We start from the raw sequence: 25,165 nt of genomic DNA on the forward strand, positions 1-25,165 counted from the left end.
GACGGCTCATCAGCGGGAATAGCTCAGTTGGTAGAGCACGACCTTGCCAAGGTCGGGGTCGCGAGTTCGAGTCTCGTTTCCCGCTCCAGATTCAACGCTTCGGTTCGCCGGGGTGTTTGTCGAAACAAGCCCCGTTATCGGGGTTTTGTTTTATGGGCACGTCATCCGGCCGGGTGGCAGAGTGGTTATGCAGCGGACTGCAAATCCGCGTACGCCGGTTCAATTCCGACCTCGGCCTCCATGTTCAAAGTCAAATCCCGCAACGGTTCGCGCCTTGCGGGATTTTTCTTTGGGTCGCCCGCAAGATGGGAGAGGACGGTACTATTCCGCGTGGCACGCCCGGATGGCGAAACAGGTAGACGCAACAGACTTAAAATCTGTCGACCGCAAGGTCATGCCGGTTCGATTCCGGCTCCGGGCACCAACCAAGTCAACTTTTTATCTTCGTTGGCTTGTGATCGTTCTGTCCTGCGGGACAAATTCGGGATACTTGCACCGTAGGATTGCTCATGACAGCGCCGTCACCACTGCCATATAGGGTTGATGCATGATCTGGCGACTTCTCCTGCCCACGCTGCTCGTGCTGCCCGCGCTTCCCGCGCCCGCGTTGGCGCAAGCCGCGACACCGCAAGCTGTGCCTGCGTCGCCCGCCTACGATGTCGCTGCGTTCGGGCGTTGCCTGGACCAACTGCAACGCCAGTTTGCGACCAAGGGCGTGCAGAAGGGCACGTTCGACCGCAATGTCCGCACGATCGTGCCCGACACCTCGGTATTGAAGCTGCTGGACAACCAGCCCGAGTTCAAGACGCCGGTCTGGGACTACCTCGCCGGACTGGTGGATGACGAGCGGGTTGCCGATGGGCAGGCGATGCTCCGCCAGCACGCGGTCACCTTGGCCAAGGTCGAAGCGAAGTACGGCGTCGACCCCGCCACGGTGGTGGCAATCTGGGGTGTGGAAAGCGACTTCGGCAAGACCTCGGGCTCACGACCACTGCTGAACTCGCTGACCACCTTGTCGTGCATGGGGCGCCGGCAGGAATTTTTCCGTGGCGAGCTGGCAGCGACATTGCAGATCATCCAGTCCGGCGACATCGCCGCGGACGCGCTGGTCGGGTCCTGGGCCGGGGCATTCGGGCAAACCCAGTTCATGCCCTCCACGTACCAGCGCATCGCGGTGGATTTCGACGGCGACGGCCGCCGCGATCTTGTCGGCAACGTACCCGACGCGCTGGCCTCCACGGCAAACTACCTTGAGCGTTCCCACTGGCGCACCGGCCAGCCGTGGGGGTACGAGGTGAAGTTGCCGGGCGGATTTGATACCGCCATCTCCGGGCGCACCACGCGCCGGCCATTGTCGTATTGGGCCGGGCGCGGAATCTCTCGCATCGATGGCGGTGCGATCGCACCATCGGATACCGCAACCGCGCTGCTGCTGCCGGCTGGCAAGGCCGGGCCGGCGTTCCTGGTGTTCAAGAATTTCGACGCGATTTATTCGTACAACGCCTCGGAAAGCTATTCCCTGGCGATTGCGCTGTTGTCGGACCGTTTGCGCGGGCAGGGAGGGCTGGTGGCGTCCTGGCCCACGGCCGATCCGGGATTGTCGCGACGCGAGCGTCGTCAGTTGCAGCAATTGCTGTTGCAACGTGGCCATGACATTGGCGAGGTGGATGGCTTGATTGGCAGCGCGACCCGGGCAGCCATCAAAATCGAGCAACAAGGTCTCGGGGTTGCGACAGACGGGCGCGCCAGCCAGTCGCTGCTTCAGGCATTGCAGGTTGCGCCAGTCAAGGGTGCAGAGCCCGGTCCGATCAGTCCGGCTGATCCGCCCCCATCGGACTGACCAGCATCGTCTTGATGGGGCCAGGGTCCACCTTGGCTTGGCACCGCGGGTATCCTCTGGGCTTGATGAATTCCCCGGAGCCTGCATGACGCGTTACACGTCCTACATCACCTGCGTTGCGCTGACCGTGCTGACGGCCGCACTGACGATATTCGTGTCCCCTGGCTGGGGCTGGGCATTGGCCTTGTTCGGCGCGTTGGCCGTGTTGGGGACGGTCGACCTGTTGCAAACATCCAGCACCTTGCGCCGCAATTATCCGGTGATCGCGCACTTTCGCTACGGGCTGGAATCGATCGGTCCGGAGATGCGCCAGTACTTCATCCAGGCCGACACCGCCGAGGTGCCGTTCTCGCGGTTGCAGCGGGCACTGGTGTACCAGCGGGCCAAATCGGTCAACGACACCCGCCCTTTCGGCACCATGCAGGATGTCTACGCCAGTGATTACGAGTGGATCAACCACTCAATGGTCCCGACGCCGCACGGCAACCCGGATTTCCGCATCCTGGTGGGTGAAAATACCGCCCAGCCGTACTCGGCCAGTGTGTTCAATATCTCCGCGATGAGCTTTGGGTCCTTGTCGGCCAATGCCATCCGGGCGCTCAACAAGGGCGCCAAGATGGGCGGGTTCTACCACGACAGCGGGGAGGGATCGATCTCCTCTTACCACCGCGAGCACGGCGGCGACCTGGTCTGGGAGATCGGCTCGGGGTACTTCGGATGCCGCGACGCGGACGGCGGGTTCGATGCCGAGTGTTTTGCGAAAAACGCGCGCGACCCACAGGTGAAGATGATCGAGATCAAGCTGTCGCAGGGCGCCAAGCCGGGGCATGGCGGCGTGCTTCCGGCGGCCAAGGTCAGCATGGAGATCGCCATGACCCGCGGCGTGACCGCTGGCGTGGAGTGCGTATCACCGGCGCAGCACAGCGCATTCTCGACGCCGATCGAGTTGCTTGAATTCGTTGCACGGTTGCGCGAGCTGTCGGGTGGTAAACCCACCGGGTTCAAGCTGGCGATTGGCCACCCCTGGGAGTGGTTCGGGATTGCCAAGGCGATGCAGGAAACCCGCCTGTTGCCGGATTTCATCGTGGTCGACGGCGCCGAGGGCGGCACCGGCGCGTCCCCGGCGGAGTTCATCAACCACGTCGGCGTGCCGATGCAGGAAGCTCTGATGCTGGTCCACAACACCTTGGTCGGGTTGGGCTTGCGCGACGACCTGCGGCTTGCGGCGGCCGGCCGCATCATCAGTGCGTTCGACATCGTGCGGACCATGGCCATGGGCGCCGACTGGTGCAACGCGGGCCGCGGTTTCATGTTTGCCGTTGGCTGCATCCAGGCCCAGACTTGCCACACCGACCGCTGCCCGACCGGCGTCGCCACCCAGGACCCCAAGCGCTGGCAGGGGCTGGATGTCACCGACAAATCGATCCGGGTCCACGGCTTCCATCGCAACACCATGACCGCGTTGCGCGACCTGTTGTGCGCTGCCGGGCTGAACGACCCGCGAGAGATCGGCCCCGAACATATCCTGCGGCGCGTCTCGCCGGTGGAGGTGCGTTCGCTGGCAGCGCTGTACCGCTTCCTCGAGCCGGGACAACTGCTGGATGGAATTCCGGACCATGCCGTATTCCAGACCTATTGGGCGAACTCCCGCAGCGACTCGTTTGCCGCCCCCCACCACGTGCGGTCGATGCGCGAGAGCAAGTCATTCTGACTCGGGCCGGGTAACGGTCGCGGCCAATCACCGCGCGTGGATAGGCATATCGACCTTCCATCGGACCACGCTGCGTGAGACCCTTGCTGCTAATTAGACACTGCTCGTGCTGCCGTGGATTATGGTTGCGAGGTGTCTAGGGGATCCGGGCGCTTCAATCGCGGCGCTGGATTACGCCGGTTGCGGCGTGGTGCGACAGGGGGAAGGAAGTTTGATCACAGGGGAAGCGGGGGACTGCTCGCCGCAGTCCGAGGCGTGGCCGCGCGTCTTGAGCGCGCATTGTTCCCGTGGACGGGTGGGCCCGGCCGTGGTGTTGGCAGGCGCTTTGTTTGCGTTGATGACGTTTCCGGTGGAGGCACAGACACAGGGCGACCCTGCCGCGCAGGAACTCAGGCGACAGCAGGAACGTGAACGCATCCTGCGCGAACAGCAGGAGATGGCGCCGGACGTGCGGCTCGAGGGTGACAAAACCCTCGTTTCAGGCCGACTGCCCACTGATGAGTCGCCTTGCTTCGAGATCCAGCGGATCGTGCTGGATGGTGATGACGCTGGCCGGTTCCGCTGGGCGCTGCAGGCGGCAGACCCCGCAGATGATCCCGCCACCGGGCGTTGCCTGGGGACGCAGGGCGTCAACGTCGCCCTCGCGCGGGTCCAGAACGCAGTCATCGGGCGTGGATTCGTCACGACCCGCATCCTCGCTGCACCACAGGACCTGAAGGCCGGAACCCTCACCCTGACCGTGGTGCCCGGGCGGGTGCGCGGTGTGCGTTTTGCCGGCGACACTTCTTCGCGCGCCACGGCCTGGAATGCGGTCCCGGTGCGCGCGGGAGATTTGCTCAACCTGCGCGACATCGAGCAGGCACTCGAGAATTTCCAGCGGTTGCCGACGGTCACTGCGGACATCCAGATCGTGCCAGCCTATGGCGACGACGCGCAACCTGGCGAAAGCGACCTGGTCATCGAGTGGCAGCAGCGCGCCCCGGCAAGGGCGAACCTGACACTTGACGATGCCGGCAGCCAGGCCACGGGCAAGCTCCAGGGTGGTGCAACGGTTTCGTTGGACAACGCGCTGGCGTGGAACGACCTTTTTTATATCAACCTTGGCCACGACGTGCTCAACGGTGGCCACAAGGGCACCACCAGCAGAACGGCGCACTACGACGTGCCGTTCGACTATTGGCTGCTGGGTGCAACCGCCAGCGACTACGAGTACCACCAAGCGGTGGCGGGCGCTTACGAGACCTATGTCTATAGCGGCTCCAGCCGTAACGCCGAGCTCAATCTGTCGCGGTTGCTGTTCCGCAACGCGACTATCAAGGCCGGTGCCTATGCCCAGGGCTGGTGGCGCGAATCGGACAACTTTATCGATGATACCGAGGTGCTGGTCCAGCGCCGACGCACGGCGGGATGGGAGTTGGGCGTCACTTACAAGCAGTTCCTGGGATCGGCGACGCTCGATGCGCGGCTGGCTTACCGGCGTGGCACGGGTGCCTTCGGTTCGTTGGCTGCACCGGAGGAGGCGTTCGGCGAAGGAACCTCCCGCCTGAAGCTGATGACGGCCGACATACAACTCTCCGTGCCGTTTCGGTTGGGCAACCAGCAGTTGCGTTACTCGGGCAGTTGGCGGGCGCAGTGGAACGAAACTCCGCTGGTGCCGCAGGACCGTTTCGCCATCGGCGGGCGTTACACCGTGCGCGGGTTCAATGGGGAGCTTTCACTGTCCGGCGAGCGTGGCTGGCGGCTTCGCAATGACCTGGGTCTGGCGCTGGGAGCCGGCCAGGAGCTCTACCTCGGAGTCGACTACGGTCATGTCAGCGGCCCTTCGACCCAGTGGCAGCTGGGCGATGACCTCGCCGGCGCCGTCGTGGGCCTGCGCGGCGGCCATGGCCGCCTCAACTGGGATTTATTCGTGGGCTCGCCGCTCCACGAACCCGATGGCTTCGCGGCCGCATATACGACCACTGGTTTCAGCCTCGGTTGGGCCTACTGACGCCTTTCGACATGGGACAAAGGGAGTTATCCGCATGAACAAGAATCTTTACCGGATCGTATTCAATCGCGCCCTGGGCGTACTTCAGGTGGTGGGCGAGATCGCGCGCGGCGCGAGCAGTGGTGGATCCTCGGCAGGCGGGCGCGTCAGCGCGACGCTCCGCCCTCTCGGTTTTGCCATGTGGCTGTCGCTCGGCTGGGTCGGTGTGGTTGTGCCGACGGTCGCGCAGGAGGTCCAGGGCCAGCGGCACGGACGCATCGTGTCCGATCCCAACGCCCCGGGGCAGCACCGACCGACCGTGCTGGAAACACCGGACGGGGTGCCACTGGTCAATATCACCACGCCGTCGGCGGCCGGTGTGTCGCGCAATGTCTACAGCCAGTTCGACGTGGATGCCCGAGGCGTGATCCTCAACAACGCGCGCTCCCGGGCACAGACCCAACTGGCCGGTTGGGTGGAGGGCAACCCGTGGCTTGCCACCGGCACCGCCAGGGTGATCCTCAACGAGGTCAACAGTGCCAATCCCAGCTACCTCAACGGATACGTCGAAGTCGCCGGGGCTCGAGCGCAGGTGGTGATTGCCAATCCGGCAGGCATACAGGTCGATGGAGGAGGCTTCCTCAATGCCAACCGAGTGACGCTGACCACCGGTTCGCCGATCATCGAGCAGGGCGACCTGGCCGGCTATCGGGTCGAGCGCGGGACGATCCGCGTGACCGGCGCGGGCCTGGACGCGACGCACACCGACTACACCGACGTGATCTCGCGCTCGGTCGAGGTCAACGCGGGCATCTGGGCGCACCAGCTGCAGGTCACGACCGGTGTGAACGACGTCACCGCGGACCATGCCGGAGTGGTGACCCGTTCGGCCGCTGGTGGCAATCCCCCGGCTCTCGCCCTCGACGTGAGCGCGCTGGGCGGCATGTACGCCGGCAAGATCTCGCTGCTCGGCACCGAGCACGGCCTTGGCGTGCGCAATGCCGGTGGGATCGGCGCATCCGCCGGGGAGTTGACGGTCACGGTCGACGGCCGGCTGGAGAACTCCGGCGAGCTGCAGTCAAAGACCGACACCCGCGTGGACGCCAGCGGTGGCGTCGGCAATACGGGCACCCTCAGCGCGACCCGGGAGCTGTCGGTCACCACGCCGGAGAGTGTGGACAACAGCGGCACGCTGAATGCGGAGCGCATCGAAGTCAGCGCGGGATCGCTGCGCAACCGTGGCGGCGCGATCGAGCAGACGGGGTTGCAGCAGTTGACGCTGCAAGCCGATTACGTGACCAACCGCGAAGGCGGCCGCATCGGTGTAATGGCCTCGACCGGCTCGAACGCCGGCAGCGGAGATGCGGGTGGCGGCACAGGTGATGGTCCGGGTGCCGATGAAGGTGACGGAAAAAACGACAATAGTGGCGGTGTCACGCCCCCGACCCCGGGAGTCACGCCACCCGTGCTCCTGGCAGATGGCGTGCTGGCCATCGGCGGCGTCCTCGACAATGACGGCGGCCGTATCAACGCCGGCGGCGGAGTTGAACTGCTTACGGCCACCGGTCTGGACAACAGCGGCGGCCACCTTGGGCTGCGGGATTTGCTGCTGGAGCAGGGTGAGCTGGGTAACGCAGGCGGACAGATCACCGTCTCCCGTGACGCTCGACTGCACCTGGATTCGATCGACAACGACGGTGGCCTGGTGGAGGTCGCCGGCTTGCTGGATATCGAGGTCGGCGCGCTCAGCAACCGGTCCGGCACGCTGACGCACAGCGGACAGGACGCCGCTGCCGTGCGGGTGTCCGGCACGCTCGACAACACGGTGGGCACGCTCACCTCCAACGCCGGGTACCTGTCGATAGGCGCCGGCATCGTGGTGAATGAAGCGGGCCGGCTCGAACATGCCGGCTCGGGCGGACTGCAGCTGACTGCCGACACGTTCAGAGGTAGCGACGGCGTCGTGGTCACGGCCGGGGCCGCGCACGTGGAGCTCGGCCAGGCCGATCATCGCGGTGCCACGCTCAGTGCCGCCCAGCTGACGCTTCAGGCAGGCGCGTTCGACAATGCGGGCGGGCAGGTCGTGGCGACCGGCCCCGCAGCCAACAGCGTTTCAGTCCAAGGGTCGTTCGACAACGGTGACGGCGGGCGGATCGCCAGCTCGGGCGACCTTCAGATCCAGGCGGCGACCTTCGGCAATGAAGGAGGCACGGTGCAGCACGCCGGTACCGGCGCTCTGGGCATCGATGCGGACACACTTGACGGCGCTGGCGGCACCATTGCGAGCAACGGACGCCTCGCGCTCAGCGGCGAGCAGATCGATCTGCGGGGCGGAGCGACCACTGCAGATCAGATCGCCGTGCAAGCCGGCGACCTGACGACCGCCGGAGGCACCTTCGCGGCCACTGGCGAGGAGCGGCTGCAGTTGCAGGTGCGGGGCGTCCTGGACAACAGCGACGGTACCCTCGCGACCAACGGCGGACTGGAAATGGTTGCCGGCGAGGTGCGCAATCGGGACGGCCAGATACAGGCGGCGGGCGCGGACACCACGTGGCTCCGTATCAGCGGCACCTTCGACAACGCTGGGGGTATCTTCGCGGCAGCCGGGCACACCGACGTCGAGGCTTCGAATCTCCTCAACGCGGCAGGCAGCGTGCAGGTGGCAGGGGACTCGACCCTGCGGATCAGCACTGCCGGCTTGCTGGACAACAGCCAGCAGGGCGTCATCCACGCCGGCGGGGACATCACCCTCACTGCCGACATCCTAGACAACACCGACGGCCGCATCGAGCACGCGGGCGAAGGCACGCTTGCCATCGCGGCCGACCGGCTTGACGGGGAAGGTGGCGCCATCGCCGGCAATGGCGCGCTGCGCCTGACGGGCGAAACCACCCATCTCCAGGGCGCGACCACCCATGCCCGCTCGATCGCGATGGATACAGGCAGCCTGTCCACCGCAGATGGCACTTTGATCGCCAGTGGCAGCGGTCCGCTGCAGTTGCGGGTGCGCGAAACCCTCGACAACGATCGTGGAACGATCGCCACCAACGGGGCACTGGATGTAAGCGCCGGCGTGATCGGCAACCAGGACGGCGCCATCCAGTCGGCCGCGGCAGAGGCGTCCCATGTTCAGGCATCGGGCCTGCTGGACAACCGCGGAGGCCTGCTGGCAACCGCGGGTGATGCCACGATCTCCGCCCGCAGCCTGCTCAACTCGGGTGGCGCGGTGCAGACGGCCGACTCGTCCGATCTCGACATCCAGGTCGCGGACTTGTTGAACAACAGTGATGCCGGCTTGATTGCCGCGGGCGGCGATATCCGCCTGGATGGCGGCACCATCGACAACGCCAGCGGCCGCATCGAGCATGCGGGCGAGGGCACGCTGCGCCTGGCTGCAGAAGCCATCAATGGCGTCGCCGGTACCATCATCAGCAACGGCAGCCTCGACCTGACGGCTGGCGCTGCCGACCTGTCCAATGCCGAGACTGTGGCACAGAAGATCAGCATCGCCGCCGGTTCCCTGTCGACGGCGGGTGGCACGCTCATCGCCAGTGGCAACGAAACGCTGGACATCCGTGTCGACGGCAGTTTCGATAATTCGGGCGGCCAGGTCGCGACCAACGGTGGCCTGGTGCTGTCCGCCGGCAGCGCCCTCAACCGGGAAGGCCTGATCCAGTCGGCCGGGGCGAACAAGGCAGTAGCCGTCGAGGTCACCGGCTCGCTGGACAACACCGGCGGCACGCTGGCAGCTGCCGGCGACACCACATTGGTGGCCGGGGAACTGCTCAACAGCGATGGCACGGTACAGGCCGCAGGGGATTCCAGCCTCAAGCTGAGTATCGATGGTCTCCTGGACAACAGCGAAGGCCTGCTCGCCGCGGGCGGTGACACCACGTTGTCCGCCGGCACGCTGGACAACGCCGCTGGCAGCATCGAGCACGCAGGCCAGGGTGCACTGTCCATCCACGCCCACACCCTCAATGGCGCAGAAGGCCTCATCGCGAGCAATGGCGCGTTGGCCATCAGCGGTGAAACGACCGTGCTGCGCGGCGCTGTCACCCAGGCACAGGCTATTGCCGTAGACACCGGCACGCTGGTGACCGCCGACGGCAGCCTGGTCGCCGGCAGCGACAGTGTGATGCAGCTGCAGGTGCGTGACACTTTGGACAACGATGGCGGCACGGTCGCCACCAACGGTGCGCTGCGGCTGGCGGCCGGGACACTGGGCAACCGTGGCGGCACCATCCAGGCGGCTGGTCCGGGGGCGACGGGTCTGCATGTCGCCGGCGCATTCGACAACACCGGCGGAACCCTGGCCTCGGCCGGCAACACCACCATCAACGCAGGCACACTGGTCAACGCGGGTGGTTCGGTCCAGACCATCGACGACTCGACGTTGGCCATCACCGTGGAAGGGCTGCTCGACAACAGCGAGGATGGCCTGCTCGCGTCTGGCGGCGACACCGTGCTGCAGGCCGACACGCTCAACAATACCGCTGGGCGCATCGAGCATGCGGGCTCCGGATCACTCGATATCGACGCCGCCACGCTTGATGGGGCGAACGGCACCATCGCCAGCAACGGCGCGCTGTCGTTGACCGGCGACACGACCCGGCTGCAGGGCGGTAGCACCAGCGCGCAATCGATCACCGTCGATACCGGCGCGCTGACCACGGCCGGCGGCTTGCTGGTTGCCAGTGGCGATGGCCCGCTGCGACTGCGTGCACGTGACAGCTTCGACAATGACGGCGGCACGGTGGCCACCAACGGCTCGCTGGATCTCACCGCCGGAGACTTCAGCAACCGCGATGGCATCGTCCAGGCGGCGGGCACCAGTACCTCGACCGTGCGCGTCGACGGCGGCTTCGACAACACCGGTGGCACCCTCGTTGCGGCCGGCGATACCACGGTGGTCGCATCCGAGTTGCTCAACATCGGCGGAACGCTGCAGGCGGCAGATGCGTCGCAGCTCGACGTCAGCGTCGATGGCCTGCTCGACAACAGCAGCGAGGGCCGCATCGTCGCCGGTGGCGACATGACGCTCGCCGCAGACGTGTTGGACAACACCGCGGGCAGTATCGAGCACGCAGGTGACGGGGAGCTCGTCGTGGCAGCCACCACGCTCGACGGCGCGGGCGGCACCATCGCGAGCAACGGCGCGCTGTCGCTGACTGGCGACGACACCAACTTGCGTGGCGGCATCACGCACGCGGAATCGATCTGGGTCGATACCGGGCTGCTGACGACGGCAGACGGCAGTTTCGTCGCCAGCGGCGACGGCCCGATGCGGCTCCGGCTGCGTGACGGGCTGGACAATGATCGCGGCATGCTGGCCACCAACGGCACCCTGGATCTGTTGGCAGGCGCCATCAGCAACAGCAGCGGCGTGATCCAGTCCGCCGGCACGGGGCCAAGCCGCGTGCAGGTGACGGGGCGCTTCGACAACGACGGCGGTACCCTGGCCACCGCGGGCGACGCCACCGTCAGCGCAGCCGCGCTCGACAATACCGATGGCACCGTGCAGACCGTGGGCGACGCCGATCTGCAGGTGTCGGTCGATGGCCTGCTGGACAACAGCAATGACGGCCTGCTCGCTTCGGGCGGGGACATGGAAATCGCGGCTGCCACGCTCGACAACAGCGTCGGCCGGATCGAGCACGCCGGAGACGGGGCGTTGCTCATCGATGTGCAGGCGCTGGACGGCGCCGGCGGAACCATCATCAGCAATGCCTTCCTCGAGCTGTCCGGCGACACGCTGGACCTGGGCGGGGGCGAGACAATCGCGCGTCGCATCGCCGTTGATGCCAACACACTGGTCACTGCGGGCGGCACGCTGATCGCAAGTGGCGACGATGCGCTCGAGCTCACCGTGCGCGACACCTTCGACAACACGGCCGGTACGATCGCGACGAACGGTGGTTTGCAACTGGCGGCCGGTTCGGCGCTTAACCGCGACGGCACCATCCAGGCGCTCGGCGACGACACGACCGGCATCCGGGTTCACGGTTCGTTCGACAACACGGCCGGCACCATTACCACCACCGGTACCACCACGCTCCACGCCGGCGCACTGATCAATACCGACGGCGTGTTGCAGGCGGCCAGTGACACCCTGCTGCAGGTCACCACCGATGGGCAACTGCTCAACAACGGCGGCGCGATCCAGGGCAATGGCGACATCGCGTTGCAGGCACGGACGCTGGACAACCGCGACGGCACCATCGCGACGCAGCAGTCCATCGATGCGGTCCTCACGGAAGCACTGGACAACAGCGGTGGCCGCCTCGTGGCCGGTGGCGACCTTACCGTTGCTGCGGGTGCGTTGATCAACCGCGACACCCTCGACGGGACCGGGGAGCGCGGCCTGTTCGGTGACAACGTCACCCTGGACGCGGCGTCCATCGACAATACCCGCGGCCGCATCGGCGCCAGCGAATCGTTGACAGTGGACACCGGCGAGCTGGTGAACGCTGCGGGCGCAATCGACGGGGAAGGCGAGGTCGTGGTCACCGCCGCAACATTCGACAACACCGGCGGTACCCTGGTCCAGCGTGGCGCGGGCGACTTGCTGGTGGATGTCAGCGGCGCGATCTCCAACTCCAACGACGGTCTGATCGGCACCGAGGGCGGCGCAATCCTCCGCGCCGGCACCCTGGACAACACCGGTGGCACGGTCTTCGCCCGCGAGGGACTGGACATCACCAGCAACGGACAGCTCCTCAACCGGAACGGGGGCCTGCTCCAGAGCAATGCAGGCATGTCCGTCACCGCCGGTGGCGCGTTCGACAACAGCGGCGGCCTGCTGGATGCGACTGCGGCTGCCACGGTGGCGGCCTCGCGCATCACCAACATCGGCGGACAGATGCTGGCGGGTCAGCAAGGCAACACCGGTGCGGGCCTGACCCTGGTCTCGACCGGAAGCCTGGACAACCGCGGCGGTACGGTCGGAAGTCGCGGGGGCGATCTCCAACTGGATGTGACCTCCGTTAACAACCGGGACGGCGGGGCGTTGGTGGCCGGCCGTGACATGGCCTTGAACACCAATGCGGTGGACAACACGGACGGCACTGTCTACGCCACCCGCAACCTGCGATACGAGAACAGCAGCGGCGTGCTCGACAATGCCGGTGGCCAGTTCGGCGCCGGCGACACGGCATGGCTGGACCTGGCCGACATCGGCAACACCAACGGCGGGCGGATCCAGGCGGGCACGTTGTGGCTGACCGCCGACACCATGGACAACCAGGGGGGCGAGGCGGGCGCGGACATCCTGCACGCGCAGGTCGCTTCGTTCACCGGCAGCGGACGCCTGTACGGCGCGCAGTGGCTGGACCTGGTGTTCAGCGGTGACTACACCTACGGCGCTGGCGAGCAACTGGAAAGCGGCGACCGGCTGGACCTCACCGTCGCGGGCACCTTCACCAATCAGGGCACGCTGGAGAGCGCGGGCACCCTGAACCTGACCGCCGGCAACGTGGTCAACCAGGGCACGATCAACGCCAGCAACGCCAGCGGCACCGGCCTGAACAGCATCAGCGCCAGCGGCACCATCGACAACCACACCGGCGCGAGCATCGAGGGTGACACGGTCGAACTCGTGGCCGGCCGCGTGACCAACACCGGCGACATCATCGGTGACGTCGTCGCTATCGAGGCCGACCAGCTGACCAACGGCCGTGACCTCGGCACCGCGATGGCGGCGCGCGACTATGGCGAAGGTTTCATCGGCGCGGCCGACTACCTGCAGCTGTTGATCGGACAGCGGCTGTCCAACCTCGACGGCGAGCTGTTCAGTGGCGGCGACCTGGTCATCGCCGGACGCGATGACGGCACCCGCACGGACCTTCTGGAGAACGTGTCCGGGCGCATCCAGGCCGAGGGCGACGTCTTTATTGCCGCCGACCGGATCGACAACGTGCGCCGTGTGCTGGATTACGAGCAGCGCGCCCTGACGCCCGCCGAGCAGGAGGCGATGACCCAGGTGATCGGCCGGGGCACGGGCGCCGACAGCTATGGCGATTCGTATCAGCAGTTGCATGAGCAGTACTGCGCCGAGGACTTCAACAGCCACTGCACCGAGTTCAGGATCCTCGATTACACCGAAATCGGCACCCCGACCGAGGGCCTGTTCGTGACGCGCGCATCGGCCGCGTCCATGCTGGCCAGTGGCGGCGACATGACGCTGGAGACGACAACCCTGCGCAACCGCCACTCGGCCGTGGCGGCCGGGGAAGACCTGCTGATCAACGGCGGCGGCCAGAGCGGTGGCGACGGCGAGAACGCCCCCGGCGTGCTCAACGAGTCCCTGTCCGGGGAGCAGAACTGGGACGTGACCGCCGATTACTACCTTCTGTACCAGCGCTGCCGCAAGGATCTGGACTGCCAGTACGAGCCCCGGGATGTGACCGGCACCCTCGACTTCGGTCAGGTCACGCGCATGGTGACCCCGGAGCAGGGCCGCGCCACCATCACGGCGGGCAACAGCCTGACGATCATCAGTGGAGGCGACGTCAGCAACGCCGTGGTGAACGCATCCGACGGCCTGGACGGCATAGGGCCAGGGACGGTCGCGGGCCCCGGCACCCGCGGGCTGGGTTCCGCCGGTCAGGCCAGCGCAGGTTCCGTCGGTACCGCCGGCCCGGTGGCAGGTGGGTCCGCCAACAGCGGTTCCATCGCGGACGCCCAGACCGACGGCGTGACCTCGACATCGGCGCCCGGCGCGGTCGACCGTGGCCTTGTCGACGGCCGTGGCGACGTGCACGGGGTCAATGCCGGAACGGTATCGCCCACCGGCTCGGTCACCGCGGCGGAAGGCACCCGCAGCAAGGCGCCGGCGGAGACGCTGGACGCCGCCGGTGAATGGGTCAACGGTTCCGGCAACCCGCTCAACGCCGCGCCGCAGCTGGTCGGCACGCCCGACCGTCCGCTGCCTGGCCTGGTGCCGCCCGACAATGGCATGTTCGATCAAGCCATCGACCCGAACGCGCCGTTCCTGGTGACCACCGCGCCACGCTTCGTGCCGGGCGACACCATCGGTTCGGACTACCTGGCCGGCCTGCTCGGCGGTGGTACCGACCTGCACAAACGGCTGGGTGACAACTACTACGAACAGCGCATGGTGCTGGAGCAGATCCTGCAGCTGACCGGTCGCCGCACGCTTGATGGCAGCGATGGCCTGGCGCAGTACCGCACGCTGATGGACAACGCGGCAGACACCGCATCGCAGCTGGGGCTGGCACTGGGCGCGCCGCTGACCGCGATGCAGATCGCCGCGCTGGACCGCGACATCGTGTGGCTGGTGGAGCAGGTGGTCGACGGGCAGAAGGTACTGGTGCCCGTAGTCTATCTTTCCCGAGCCACCGCCGAGCGGCTACGTGCCGACGGCGCATTGATCGCCGCAGCCGATGTCGGCATCCATTCGGGTGCCACGGTGCGCAACGACGGCACCGTCAGCGCCACCCAGGGCATGTGGCTGAGTGCCGACACCCTGATCAACGACGGCATGCTGGATGCCGGCCAGCGGCTGGCAATTTCCGCCACCGGCGACGTACGCAACCGCGGCGCACTGGTGTCCCGTGAGGGCGACGCGGTGGTGCAGGCGGGCCGGGACTTCGTGCAGACCGCCACCGGCAGCCTGGTCGCCGGCGGCAGCGCCGTGGTGGATGCCGGGCGCGACCTGCGCCTGCAGGCCACCACCGTCAGCGCCGGGGACGACCTGGCACTGACGGCCGGCCGCGACCTGTCGGTGGCGGCCGACACGACGATGCGGACCATTGTCGATGGCCGCACCGTATACGGCCGCGAAACCCTGCAGGCCACCGACCTGCAAGCCGGCGGCAACCTGGTGCTGCAGGCCGACCGGGACGTGACCCTGCAAGCGGCGCAGCTGCAGGCCGGCGAGGCGGTCGCCATCGCCGCCGGGCGTGACCTTGAGCTGTCGACCGTCACCACCACCAACACCAGCCTGGAGCAGATCAACGGCCGGCGCTTCAAGCAGCGCACCGAAACGCTGGACGAGACCGTGCACGGCACCACCGTGCAGGCGGGCGGCAACATCGCCATGACCGCCAGCCGCGACGCCACCCTGACCGCCGCGCAGGTAGTCAGCGACGCCGGCGGCATCGCGATCGCCGCCGGTCGTGACCTGACCCTGGCCGCCGCGGAGGAGACCCACCGCTTCGAACAGGACACCGTTCGCAAGAAGAGCGGGTTCCTGTCGAGCAAGACCACGACCACGCACGACGAGACTACGGCCACCTACGCCGTGGGCACCACGCTCAGTGGCGAGACAGTGGATTTGGCAGCCGGACGGGACTTTTCGGCCATCGCAGCCCAGGTAGTAGGCACGGGTGATGTGGCGATCGCCGCCGGACGGGATCTCACACTCGACGCAGGCCAGTCGACATACAGCGAAGCCCACGAGAAACACGAGAAGAAGTCCGGGCTGATGAGTGGCATGGGCAGCGGCATCGGCATCACGATCGGCAGCCGTCATCAAGGCCACACGATGGACGCGACCCAGACCACCGCCGAAGGCAGCGTGGTGGGCAGCATCGAAGGCAATGTCAGCCTTGTCGCCGGCCGCGACCTGACCGTGCGCGGCAGTGACGTGCTCAGCGCGACCGGCACGCAGATGATCGGCGAGAACGTGACGATCACGGCCGCGGAAGAGGCGTATGACCGAACCGACGGCTCGTACTTCAAACAGTCGGGTTTGAACGTAGCGGTGGGCGGTGGCGTCGTCGATGCCGCGCTCGGGGCCTACGGCGCGGCAAAACGCGGCAGCGAGGTCGAGGACGATCGGCTTGCGGCGCTGTACGCCGTGCAGTCCGGATACGCGGGCTACGACACCTACCAGGGCATGCAGGGCATGGAATCCGGCACGTCCAGCGCTGCGGGCGGTGTGAACGTGCGCATCACCGTCGGCAGCCAGATGTCCGAGTCCCAAGGCCACCTGCAGGAAACCACCCACCGGGGCAGCACGATCCGCAGCGGCGGCGATATCGCCATCGTGGCGACCGGCGATGGTGAGGGCAATGGCGGCGACTTGAATATTGTCGGCAGCAGCGTGGACGGGCAGAACGTGGCCTTGGCTGCGGCGAACGACTTGACGATCCGCAGCAGCCAGGATGCCTACAGCAGCGAATCGAGCAACCGTTCCCAGGGCGGCGAGATCGGCGTGGCGATCAGTGCCAATCAGAGTGGTGGCGCGGCGGCGGGTCTGTATGTGGCCGCCAACGCTGCGCGTGGCGAGGGTGATGGTGAAGGCGTGGTCCATCAGGAGGGCCAGATCCGTGCCCGCGACACCCTAGCCTTCACCAGTGGCAACGACACCACGGTACAGGGCGGCCAGCTGAGCGCCGAACAGGTGACCGGCCGGGTCGGCGGCGACCTGAGGCTGATCAGCGAGCAGGACACCGACGGCTACGACCGTCGGGACCGCAGCGCGCAGGGCAGCATGACGATCGGCTACGGTTTTGAGGGCCAGGCCAGTGCCAGCTATGGCCGGATCGAAAGCGACTACGCCAGCGTCACCGAACAGACCGGCATCCAGGCTGGCAACGGCGGGTTCGACATCGAGGTGGGCGGGCACACCGAGCTGGTGGGGGCGGCCATCGCGAGCACCGCAGACTCTGACAAGAACCGCCTGAGCACGGAGACCCTGGCCGTCAGCGACCTGCACAACCGGACCGACTACAGCGCCCTGTCGGTGAGCGTGAGCACCTCGGGCGACAACCAGGGCGGGACGGCGCCAATGAGCGGCGGCTTCAGCCCTGGAATGGGTGTGCGGCAGGACGAGGACGCCAGCAGCGTGACCAGCAGCGCGATCAGCGAAGGCGCGATCGAAATCCGTAGTGGCGACGAGACCGCGCTGGCCAGCATCGATCGCAGCGCGACCGAGCTGCAGCAGTCAGGCCTGGGCGAAATCTTCGACGAGCAACAGGTCAAGGAAAAGCTGGAGATGGGCCAGGTCGCCGGCGAAGTGGGCATGCGTACCGCGGGCCGGTTAGCGCAGGAAATGGGCTGGGAGGAAGGCAGCAAGGAGAAGGCGGTCCTGCATGGCCTGGTCGGTGCCGGCATTGCCGCGCTGGGCGGTGGCGATGCCTTGCAGGGCCTGACCGGCGCGGCGGCCAGCCAACTCGTCACGCGGGCCATGCAGGAGTACCTGGGCAAGCTCAAGATCGACCCCGATTCCGGGCTGGGAAAGAGCCTGATGGAGCTGGGCAGCCTGGCGGTGGGCACGGCGTTCGGCGGCGGCAGCGGTGCGGCTACAGCGCTGTATGGCGAGCAGTTCAACCGGCAGTTGCATCCGGAGGAAACGGCCAATATCAAGAGTGAACTGGCCGAAAAATTCATGGCTGAGTGCGGGTGCAGCTACGAGGAAGCGGTTGACCGATTGATACGCCAAGCGGCGCAGGATGTCGATCTGCTATACGACATGAAGCTCGGCGAGACTGACGATGTCGCCCAGGCTTTCCTGGCCGACCATAGCTTCACGTTCACGGATGAATATGGCCATGAAGTCAAGGCGTTTGATGCGAATGTGTTGGATCGCGCCACTGCCGCCAAGTACAGCGAGCTGTACCTGAAACCCGAGAACCGGGAAAGCCTGTTGTCGATAGCGCGCTCGATCGTGCCGGGCATCCAGTATCGCGACCTCGATACGGCGATTTTCGCCTATGTGAAAGAGAAGCTGGGTGGTGGGGTCGAAGCCAGTCAGTGGCTGGCCGAGCACCCTGGCGAAGTAGCGGCCTTGCTCCTTCAATTGGGCAATGAAGTTGCCAGCTTCGATCCGACGGCATGGCTGGCCGAGGCGGGTGAAGGTACCGTGGCCTACAGCAAGGCCGAATTGGAGCGCTGCAAGGCCCTCGGCTCGGCCTGCGCAATGCCGAGCGAGGCGATGCTGGGGGTGCTGTCGGTCCTGTATGGCAACGGTGGCGATGTGAGTAAAACCGGCCACCAGATCGATACCGCGGCCCAGCTGTCGGCCCTGATCCTGTTGGGCGACCTGAATCCCGGTAAGGGTGCGGCGAGCAAGGTCGGCAAGGAGATTGCCGGGGAGATTGCCGAGCAGGCGGGCAAGCAGGCGGATAGTGTGGTCAAGGCCGTCGATCGCGGCCAAGAGTTGGCCAAGCGAGCTGATGTTGACCAGGTCCGACAAGCGACTACAGGTAGCAAGGGCAATTGGGACAAGACGGTCAATGGCCAGCTCGAGCCCAAAACGGCCTACGTATTGGACAATGGCCATGCTTACGTCACGGACACAACCGGTCGGGTGAAGAGCCTGGACGGCGAACTGAGCCTGACGACGATGGATCGCAATACTTATCAGCAGTGTGCGACAGGCAAGTGTGGAGACGTGGGCGACGAAGGCGGTCACCTGATTGCGTCAAGCCTGGGTGGCGCAGGCGACCGGATCAACATCGTGCCGCAAGCGTCGACGCTGAATCGAGGTGATTGGAAGAGGATGGAGAGCGAGCTTCGGCAAGCACTAAAGGATGGAAAATCCGTTCACGTGAAGATTGATCTGGATTATCCTTCAAATGGTGGGAAGCGTCCTAACGCCTTCTATGTTGAAGCGATTGTTGATGGTCAAAAAAAGGAATGGGAGTTCTGGCAGTGATGGATATTCAGTCCACTGAAGAGGCCTATCGATTAATTTCAAGGAAGCTGTTGGCTTTTGTTGGGGAAAATCCGTGGGACTGTGCCGAGGCTAAGTTCGGTATCTATTCGAACATGATTGGTTCGGAATCGGCACGATTCGATGGGCTCGAAGTAGATAAGCTTGGGACTGATTTCTCGCGGGATATCAGTTCTGCCGCGACGACAGCTGTGCGCTTCCTTCGTGACCATCTTCTCGCCACTACCGGGCGTCGCCTCTGGGGCCTGACCTTCACGCTGTACCCCGATGGAAAGTACGACATCGAGTACGACTACACCAAGCCTTCGGATTACGAGGAGATCGACGAGGTCATCACCGGCGAGGAGATTAACCAATCGTTGGCGGACTTCCCCGAGAGCGATAGCGTGTCAAACATGACGGTAGAGGAGGCGTACCGTGCGATCGCCATGTGCGTGATGGAAGCACAAGGTGATTCATCCTGGGAGCGCGGCGGGGTAGATATGGATTACAAGCCCGAGCGTCAGGTGTTGATGCGCTTTTGGCGGGAGCATGGTGGTGAGCGCGAGAAAGCGCCCCAGGTTCCGGCGCAGGTGACCATGGTGGCGGCCGCCGATGCAGCTTACGTGCTGCACGACGATTTAGCTCGGGGAGGCGGCGCGGCGCCGAGTGGATTGAGTTTCGGCCTAACCCCGGAGGGTAGAATGAACCTCGATTACCACTATCCGGCCGCGACCTGATCTTGGAAGCGAGTCAGGTCACTGGGTTCGCAGCAGTCTGTCTAATCGGTGATGTGATCAAATATTCTGAATTTAAGGATTGGCTTTATTATGTTATCGAGAACTCAGATGAAGTTCTAACATTGGCTCCCTGACATGTTGTGGACGACGATCTTGGGGCGGCTTACGTGCAAATGTTCGGCAAAGAGCGCGTACTGAACACGCCTGCATATGCGGTGGAAGAGCTTGGCCCGGAAACGGTTTATCTGTAGCTGACGCCGAAGTTCGAGGAGCTGGTGGATGCGCGTGAGCGCGTGAAGCAGCACCTGGGCATGGACGCGTTCTATCAGCCCGAACTGGCCTATGACTGGCAGGATCATCCCGCAAAAGCCGGACGTGTGTTTCGCGTGCCGGAGTTCCGTTTTCCGCCAGATTGATCGCGGATAACCGCCTGCCACGGCGGGCTGTCAAAGAACGGAATCGGTATCGCTGACGAGATGAAGATTGAGAAAGGTATGGATGCTGCAAATAAATTCGTTCGAGCTGTCTTGGAGTTGGGCCAGAACACGGTTTTGGCCGCAGTGCTGATGTCGTTCGGAGTGTCGGCCAAGCTCACGCCGTCGCTCCTGACCTCTGTCAGCACATGGGACCGCATCGGAAGCGCCTCGCTCGTGCTCGGCGTCGGATGGGCGCTCCTCATACTGGCGTGGTACGGACACTCAGTTGTAGCCGCCTTCTCTGGACGTAAGAGAGCGTGGATTTTTGAGCTGTCGAGTTTTGCGCTTGGTTGCTTCTTGGTCATGGGCATCATCACGGTGACGGCCACTTGGGCGGCAAACGCCGCTGCGATGCGCTACTGCACCGGAAAGCCAGATGCCCAATATGCAGAGACGTGCACGTCGGCATTCGACATCCCCTGATGGCAGAAGAGGGACGGGCGATGAATCTGCCGGCAGCCACATGTCGGAGAGTGTCGCGTTTCCCTCGCGCACGCCGCCGAACTGATGGTGAAACAAAGGAAGGGGCTGTCCGCCGCTCACGGCATGTACGTCGCGCTTGCAGTTTCGCCAACTTCGCCGACCCGGATGCGCAGTTCCTGGTAACCACCGCGCCGCGTTTCGTGCGCGACGACACGATCGGCTCCGACTACCTGACCGGCCAGCTGGGCGCCGGCACCAACCTGCACAAACGGCTGGGCGACAACTACTACGAACAGCGGATGGTGCTGGAGCAGATCCTGCAACTGACCGGACGCGGCACGCTCGATGGCAGCGACGCGCTGAGCCAGTACCGGACGCTCATGGACAATGCGGCGCAGACGGCGGCGGGGTTGGGCCTGGTGCTGGGCGCGCCCCTGACCACCGTGCAGATTGCCTCGCTGGACCAGGACATCGTGTGGATGGTCGAGCAGGAAATCGACGGCCAGACCGTGCTGGTGCCGGTGGTGTACCTGTCGAAGGCGACCGCCGAGCGGCTGCGCGCCGACGGCGCACTGATCGCTGCCGACGACATCGACATCCGCTCGGCCACGACCGTGCGCAACGACGGCACCATGAGCGCGACCCAGGGCATGTGGCTGAGCGCCGACACGCTGATCAACGACGGCACGATGGACGCCAGGCAGCGGCTGGCCATCGCCACCACCGGCGACACGCTCAACCGCGGCCGACTGAGCGGCGGTGCGGTGACGGTCAACGCCGGGCGCGACTTCGTGCAGACCGCCACCGGCAGCCTGGTCGCCGGCGGCAGCGCCGTGGTGGATGCCGGGCGCGACCTGCGCCTGCAGGCCACCACCGTCAGCGCCGGGGACGACCTGGTGCTGGCAGCGGGCCGTGACCTGTCGGTGGCGGCTGACACGACGATGCGGACCATTGTCGATGGCCGCACCGTATACGGCCGCGAAACCCTGCAGGCCACGGAGTTGCAAGCCGGCGGCAACCTGGTGCTGCAGGCGGGCCGGGACGTGACCCTGCAAGCGGCACAGCTGCAGGCCGGCGACGCGGTGGCCATAGCCGCCGGGCGTGACCTTGAGCTGTCCACGGTCACCACCACCAACACCAGCCTGGAGCAGATCAACGGCCGGCGCTTCAAGCAGCGCACCGAAACGCTGGACGAGACCGTGCACGGCACCACCGTGCAGGCGGGCGGCGACATCGCCATGACCGCCGGCCGTGACGCCACCCTGACCGCCGCGCAGGTGCTCAGCGAGGAGGGCGGCATCGCCATCGCCGCCGGCCGTGACCTGACCCTGGCCGCCGCGGAGGAGACCCACCGCTTCGAGCAGGACACCGTCCGCAAGAAGAGCGGACTGTTCTCGAGCAAGACCACCACCACGCATGACGAGAGCACCGCGACCTATGCAATCGGCACCACGCTCAGTGGCGAGACCGTCGACCTGGCGGCCGGCAACGACCTGACCTTGCGCAGCCACCGTGGCCGGCACCGATGATGTCGCACTGGTGGCCGGCAACGACATCACCATCGAAACCGCCGAGAACACCCTGGCCGGGTCACACAGCAGCCACACCAAGCGGTCCGGCCTGTTCGGCACCGGCGGCGTGGGCTTCACCATCGGCACCCAGACCCGGGAGAGCACCGCCGACATCACCGAACTGACCCACACCGGCAGCCTGATCGGCAGCACCGAGGGCCGGGTGGATATCGTCGCCGGCGGCGATGCGGCGATGTGGCGATTGCCGGCAGCGACGTGTTGTCGACGGCCGGCATCGGCATTACCGGCGAGAACGTGACCATCACCGCGGTCGAGAACAGCCTGTCGGTGGTCGAGGCGCAGAAGTTCCGGCAAGCCGGGATCAACGTCAGCCTGAAGGGCGGCGTGGTCGATACCGCGATGGCCGTGTACGGCGCGACCCGCCGCGGCAACGAGGTCGAGGACGACCGCCTGAAGGCGCTGTACGCCGCCAAGGCCGGACAGACCCTGTTCTCCAACGGCCAGGCCGGGTTGAACAGCTTCGCCGACACCGGCCAGCAGGTCAGCGACCTGGCCAGCACCGGTAAGGACACCCAGGCCACCGGCAACGGCGGCCTGAGCCTGCGCATCGGCATCGGCGCCAGCAAGTCCGACAGCCAGACCCACTACGACGAGACCACCGTCACCGGCAGCCGCATCGCCAGCGAAGGCGACGTGGCGATCGTGGCCCGCAGAGCGGCGTCGCTACCCAGGACCCGAAGCGCTGGCAGGGGCTGGATGCCACCGACAAATCGATCAGGTGTCCACGGCTTCCATCGCAATATCATCGACCGCGTTGCGCGCCTCTTTCTGAGCCGGACCAGGCACGATCACGGCGAGGTCATCGCTCGCAGAAAGTCACAGCAGCTCAAGCACCTTCTCGGGCGGGCGGCCAATCACCGCGCGTCCCGCGTGGACGAAGATGGGTCGTTCGATCAAACGCGGATGGCTTGCCATGGCGTCGATCAGCGCCGCGTCGGTTTTGTCCGGATCGGCCAGCCCCAGCTCGGTGTACTCGGCCTCACCGGTGCGAAGCAGTTCGCGTGCCGGCACCGTGAGCATCGCCAGCAGCTCGCGCAACTCGGATGCCGAGGGCGGGGTGTCGAGATAGGTGATGACCTCCGGCTCGATCCCGCGCTCGCGCAACAACTCCAGCGCCGACCGCGACTTGGAGCAGCGTGGATTGTGGTAAATGCGGGTGTCGTTCATGGGGCTCCAACGGTGGCGGTTGAAGGGCCATCGTATCGCGGCGTCGGGCACAAAAAACCCGGCACCAAGCCCGGGATTCGCTGAAACTCAGGTTTGCAATGTAAAAATCAGAACAGGCTTTCGTCGACATAGGGCGATTCTCGCTGCCAACGTTGGGCATCATTTCTGTCTGTCAGGTTCCTGTCCCGATCCCGCTGATCCTTGAATGCCATACCCAGCGCCACGAGCACCACCAGGCCGATCAGGCCGAAACCGATGACCACGGCGATCGACCAGGACCACCGCGCAAGTGATGCGAACACTGCCGCGGTGATCATGGCAATGCCGACCGATGTCCCGATGCGCTGGCCGGTCTGCATGATCGCCCCCGAGCTTCCGGCATATGCGAGCGGCACCTCCGCCAGCGTCAGCGTCTGGTTCGGACTGATCACGGCCCCTTGCGCGAGTCCGATGAAGGACAGTGACAGCACCAACCACCACACGCTCAGACCAAACCGCTCGTGCAGGAGGACGACGGTGATGCTCGCGACGAGGCCGAGCAGGGCCAGGAACAGTCCGCCGATCACGATCTTCCGACCGTACTGGTTTACCCGGCGCCCCGACCAGTGAGCGGCATAAGCCGATAGAAGCGCACTTGGAATGCCGAACAGGCCGGATTCAAACGCGGATTTTCCCTGACCGTCCTGCACATAGAGTGCGACCAACACCCAAACACTGGTCATGCCGGTGAAATAGAGCGTCATGATGACCGTGCCGTTGGTAAAGCTGCTGGTGCGGAAGATGTCCAGATCCACCATCGGGGTGTGACCCAGGCGCGGGCAACGCTGCTCCCATCGCACCCAGATCCAGACCAGCGCGATGCCCACCGGCAGCAGCGCCCACCAGAGCGTCGAGCCACCCGATTCCATGAACGGATAGAGGATGGCCAGCAGCGCAAGCCCCAACAACACCGAGCCGATCGGATCCAGCGACCATAGCCAGCCGGCAGGCCGCTGCGCTCCGTTCGGCGCACTCTGCGGGGGGCGGCGGAAAAGGGGCTTCGGAAACCACTTCATCCCTAAAATGATGGCTACGATGCCAATGGGCACATTCACCAGGAATGTCAGACGCCAGCCAAGGTCGGCACCGCCAGCCTCGATCAAAAAACCGCCCAGCACCGGACCGATGGCAACGGAAAATCCGACCACGATTCCGAAATAGCCGAAGGCCCGACCGCGCTCCTCACCACGGAAGTATTGCTGGATCATCCCGATGGCCTGCGGACTGAGCAGCCCGGAGCCAAGTCCCTGGACCAACCGCGCCGTATTGAGCCACATCGCGTCAGGCGCGAGTCCGGCGGCGATGGAGGATAGGGTAAAGAGGGCAACGCCGACAAGAAAGATGCCGCCTCGCCCCAGAATATCGCCAGCGCGCCCCGCGGCCACCAGAATGATCCCGAAGGTGAGTGCATAGCCCGAGAGCACCCATTGGAGATCGGACTGGTCCGCCCCCAGGCCCCGTTGGATCGAGGGAAGGGCGACGTTGACGATGCTCACCCCGATCAGCGACATGAAAACGATGCCAAGCAGCACCGCCAGGATGCGCCAACGAGCCGCACCCTCTACTGCCGTGCTGTCGGGTTGCATT

At 65.5% G+C, this 25,165-nt stretch carries 11 protein-coding genes and 3 tRNA genes; 12 read left to right on the top strand and 2 right to left on the bottom strand.

All coding sequences use genetic code 11. From position 1 onward, the window contains the following. Nucleotides 1-12: 12 nt before the first annotated feature. From ACW7G1_RS08475 to ACW7G1_RS08530, 12 genes are all read left to right on the top strand, one after another. Nucleotides 13-88: transfer RNA gene (locus tag ACW7G1_RS08475), tRNA-Gly, on the top strand. Nucleotides 89-167: 79 nt separating this feature from the next. After that, a tRNA-Cys gene (locus ACW7G1_RS08480) sits at nucleotides 168-241 on the top strand. A gap of 96 nt (nucleotides 242-337) precedes the next feature. After that, nucleotides 338-424: transfer RNA gene (locus ACW7G1_RS08485), tRNA-Leu, on the top strand. A gap of 159 nt (nucleotides 425-583) precedes the next feature. Then, entirely contained in the window at nucleotides 584-1,840 is a 1,257-nt protein-coding gene (locus ACW7G1_RS08490; RefSeq protein WP_456979875.1) for a lytic murein transglycosylase, read from the top strand. Between the two features lie 85 nt (nucleotides 1,841-1,925). Beyond that, on the top strand, nucleotides 1,926-3,551 hold the full coding sequence (locus ACW7G1_RS08495) for an FMN-binding glutamate synthase family protein (RefSeq protein ID WP_456979317.1): 1,626 nt from the start codon (nucleotides 1,926-1,928) through the stop codon (nucleotides 3,549-3,551). A gap of 337 nt (nucleotides 3,552-3,888) precedes the next feature. Beyond that, nucleotides 3,889-5,541, top strand: a complete 1,653-nt coding sequence (locus tag ACW7G1_RS08500) for a ShlB/FhaC/HecB family hemolysin secretion/activation protein (protein WP_456979318.1) — start codon at nucleotides 3,889-3,891, stop codon at nucleotides 5,539-5,541. Nucleotides 5,542-5,575: 34 nt separating this feature from the next. Beyond that, complete coding sequence (locus ACW7G1_RS08505; RefSeq protein WP_456979319.1) at nucleotides 5,576-19,144, top strand: hemagglutinin repeat-containing protein; 13,569 nt, start codon at nucleotides 5,576-5,578, stop codon at nucleotides 19,142-19,144. After that, nucleotides 19,144-19,881: a hypothetical protein gene (locus ACW7G1_RS08510; RefSeq protein ID WP_456979320.1), complete on the top strand. Its 738-nt coding sequence runs from the start codon at nucleotides 19,144-19,146 to the stop codon at nucleotides 19,879-19,881. Before ACW7G1_RS08505 ends, ACW7G1_RS08510 begins: the two co-directional genes overlap by 1 nt. Before the next feature lie 293 nt (nucleotides 19,882-20,174). Continuing rightward, a complete protein-coding gene (locus ACW7G1_RS08515; RefSeq protein ID WP_456979321.1) occupies nucleotides 20,175-20,297 on the top strand; it encodes a hypothetical protein in 123 nt (40 codons plus the stop codon). 60 nt (nucleotides 20,298-20,357) lie between these two features. Further along, complete coding sequence (locus ACW7G1_RS08520) at nucleotides 20,358-20,780, top strand: hypothetical protein (RefSeq protein ID WP_456979322.1); 423 nt, start codon at nucleotides 20,358-20,360, stop codon at nucleotides 20,778-20,780. Nucleotides 20,781-20,830: 50 nt separating this feature from the next. Next, nucleotides 20,831-22,309 carry a hemagglutinin repeat-containing protein gene (locus tag ACW7G1_RS08525; protein ID WP_456979323.1) on the top strand — a complete coding sequence of 493 codons (1,479 nt, stop codon included), beginning with the start codon at nucleotides 20,831-20,833 and terminating at the stop codon, nucleotides 22,307-22,309. Then, a complete protein-coding gene (locus ACW7G1_RS08530; protein WP_456979324.1) occupies nucleotides 22,293-22,610 on the top strand; it encodes a hemagglutinin repeat-containing protein in 318 nt (105 codons plus the stop codon). Before ACW7G1_RS08525 ends, ACW7G1_RS08530 begins: the two co-directional genes overlap by 17 nt. A 578-nt stretch (nucleotides 22,611-23,188) precedes the next feature. Here ACW7G1_RS08530 and arsC read toward each other — a convergent pair. Together arsC and ACW7G1_RS08540 are read right to left on the bottom strand one after the other, a co-directional pair. Next, nucleotides 23,189-23,539, bottom strand: coding sequence for an arsenate reductase (glutaredoxin) (gene arsC / locus ACW7G1_RS08535; RefSeq protein WP_456979325.1), 351 nt, complete (start codon nucleotides 23,537-23,539; stop codon nucleotides 23,189-23,191). 107 nt (nucleotides 23,540-23,646) lie between these two features. Then, nucleotides 23,647-25,164, bottom strand: coding sequence for an MFS transporter (locus ACW7G1_RS08540; protein WP_456979326.1), 1,518 nt, complete (start codon nucleotides 25,162-25,164; stop codon nucleotides 23,647-23,649). Between the last annotated feature and the right edge of the window lies 1 nt (nucleotide 25,165).

It is taken from the genome of Lysobacter sp. A378 (assembly GCF_054052125.1).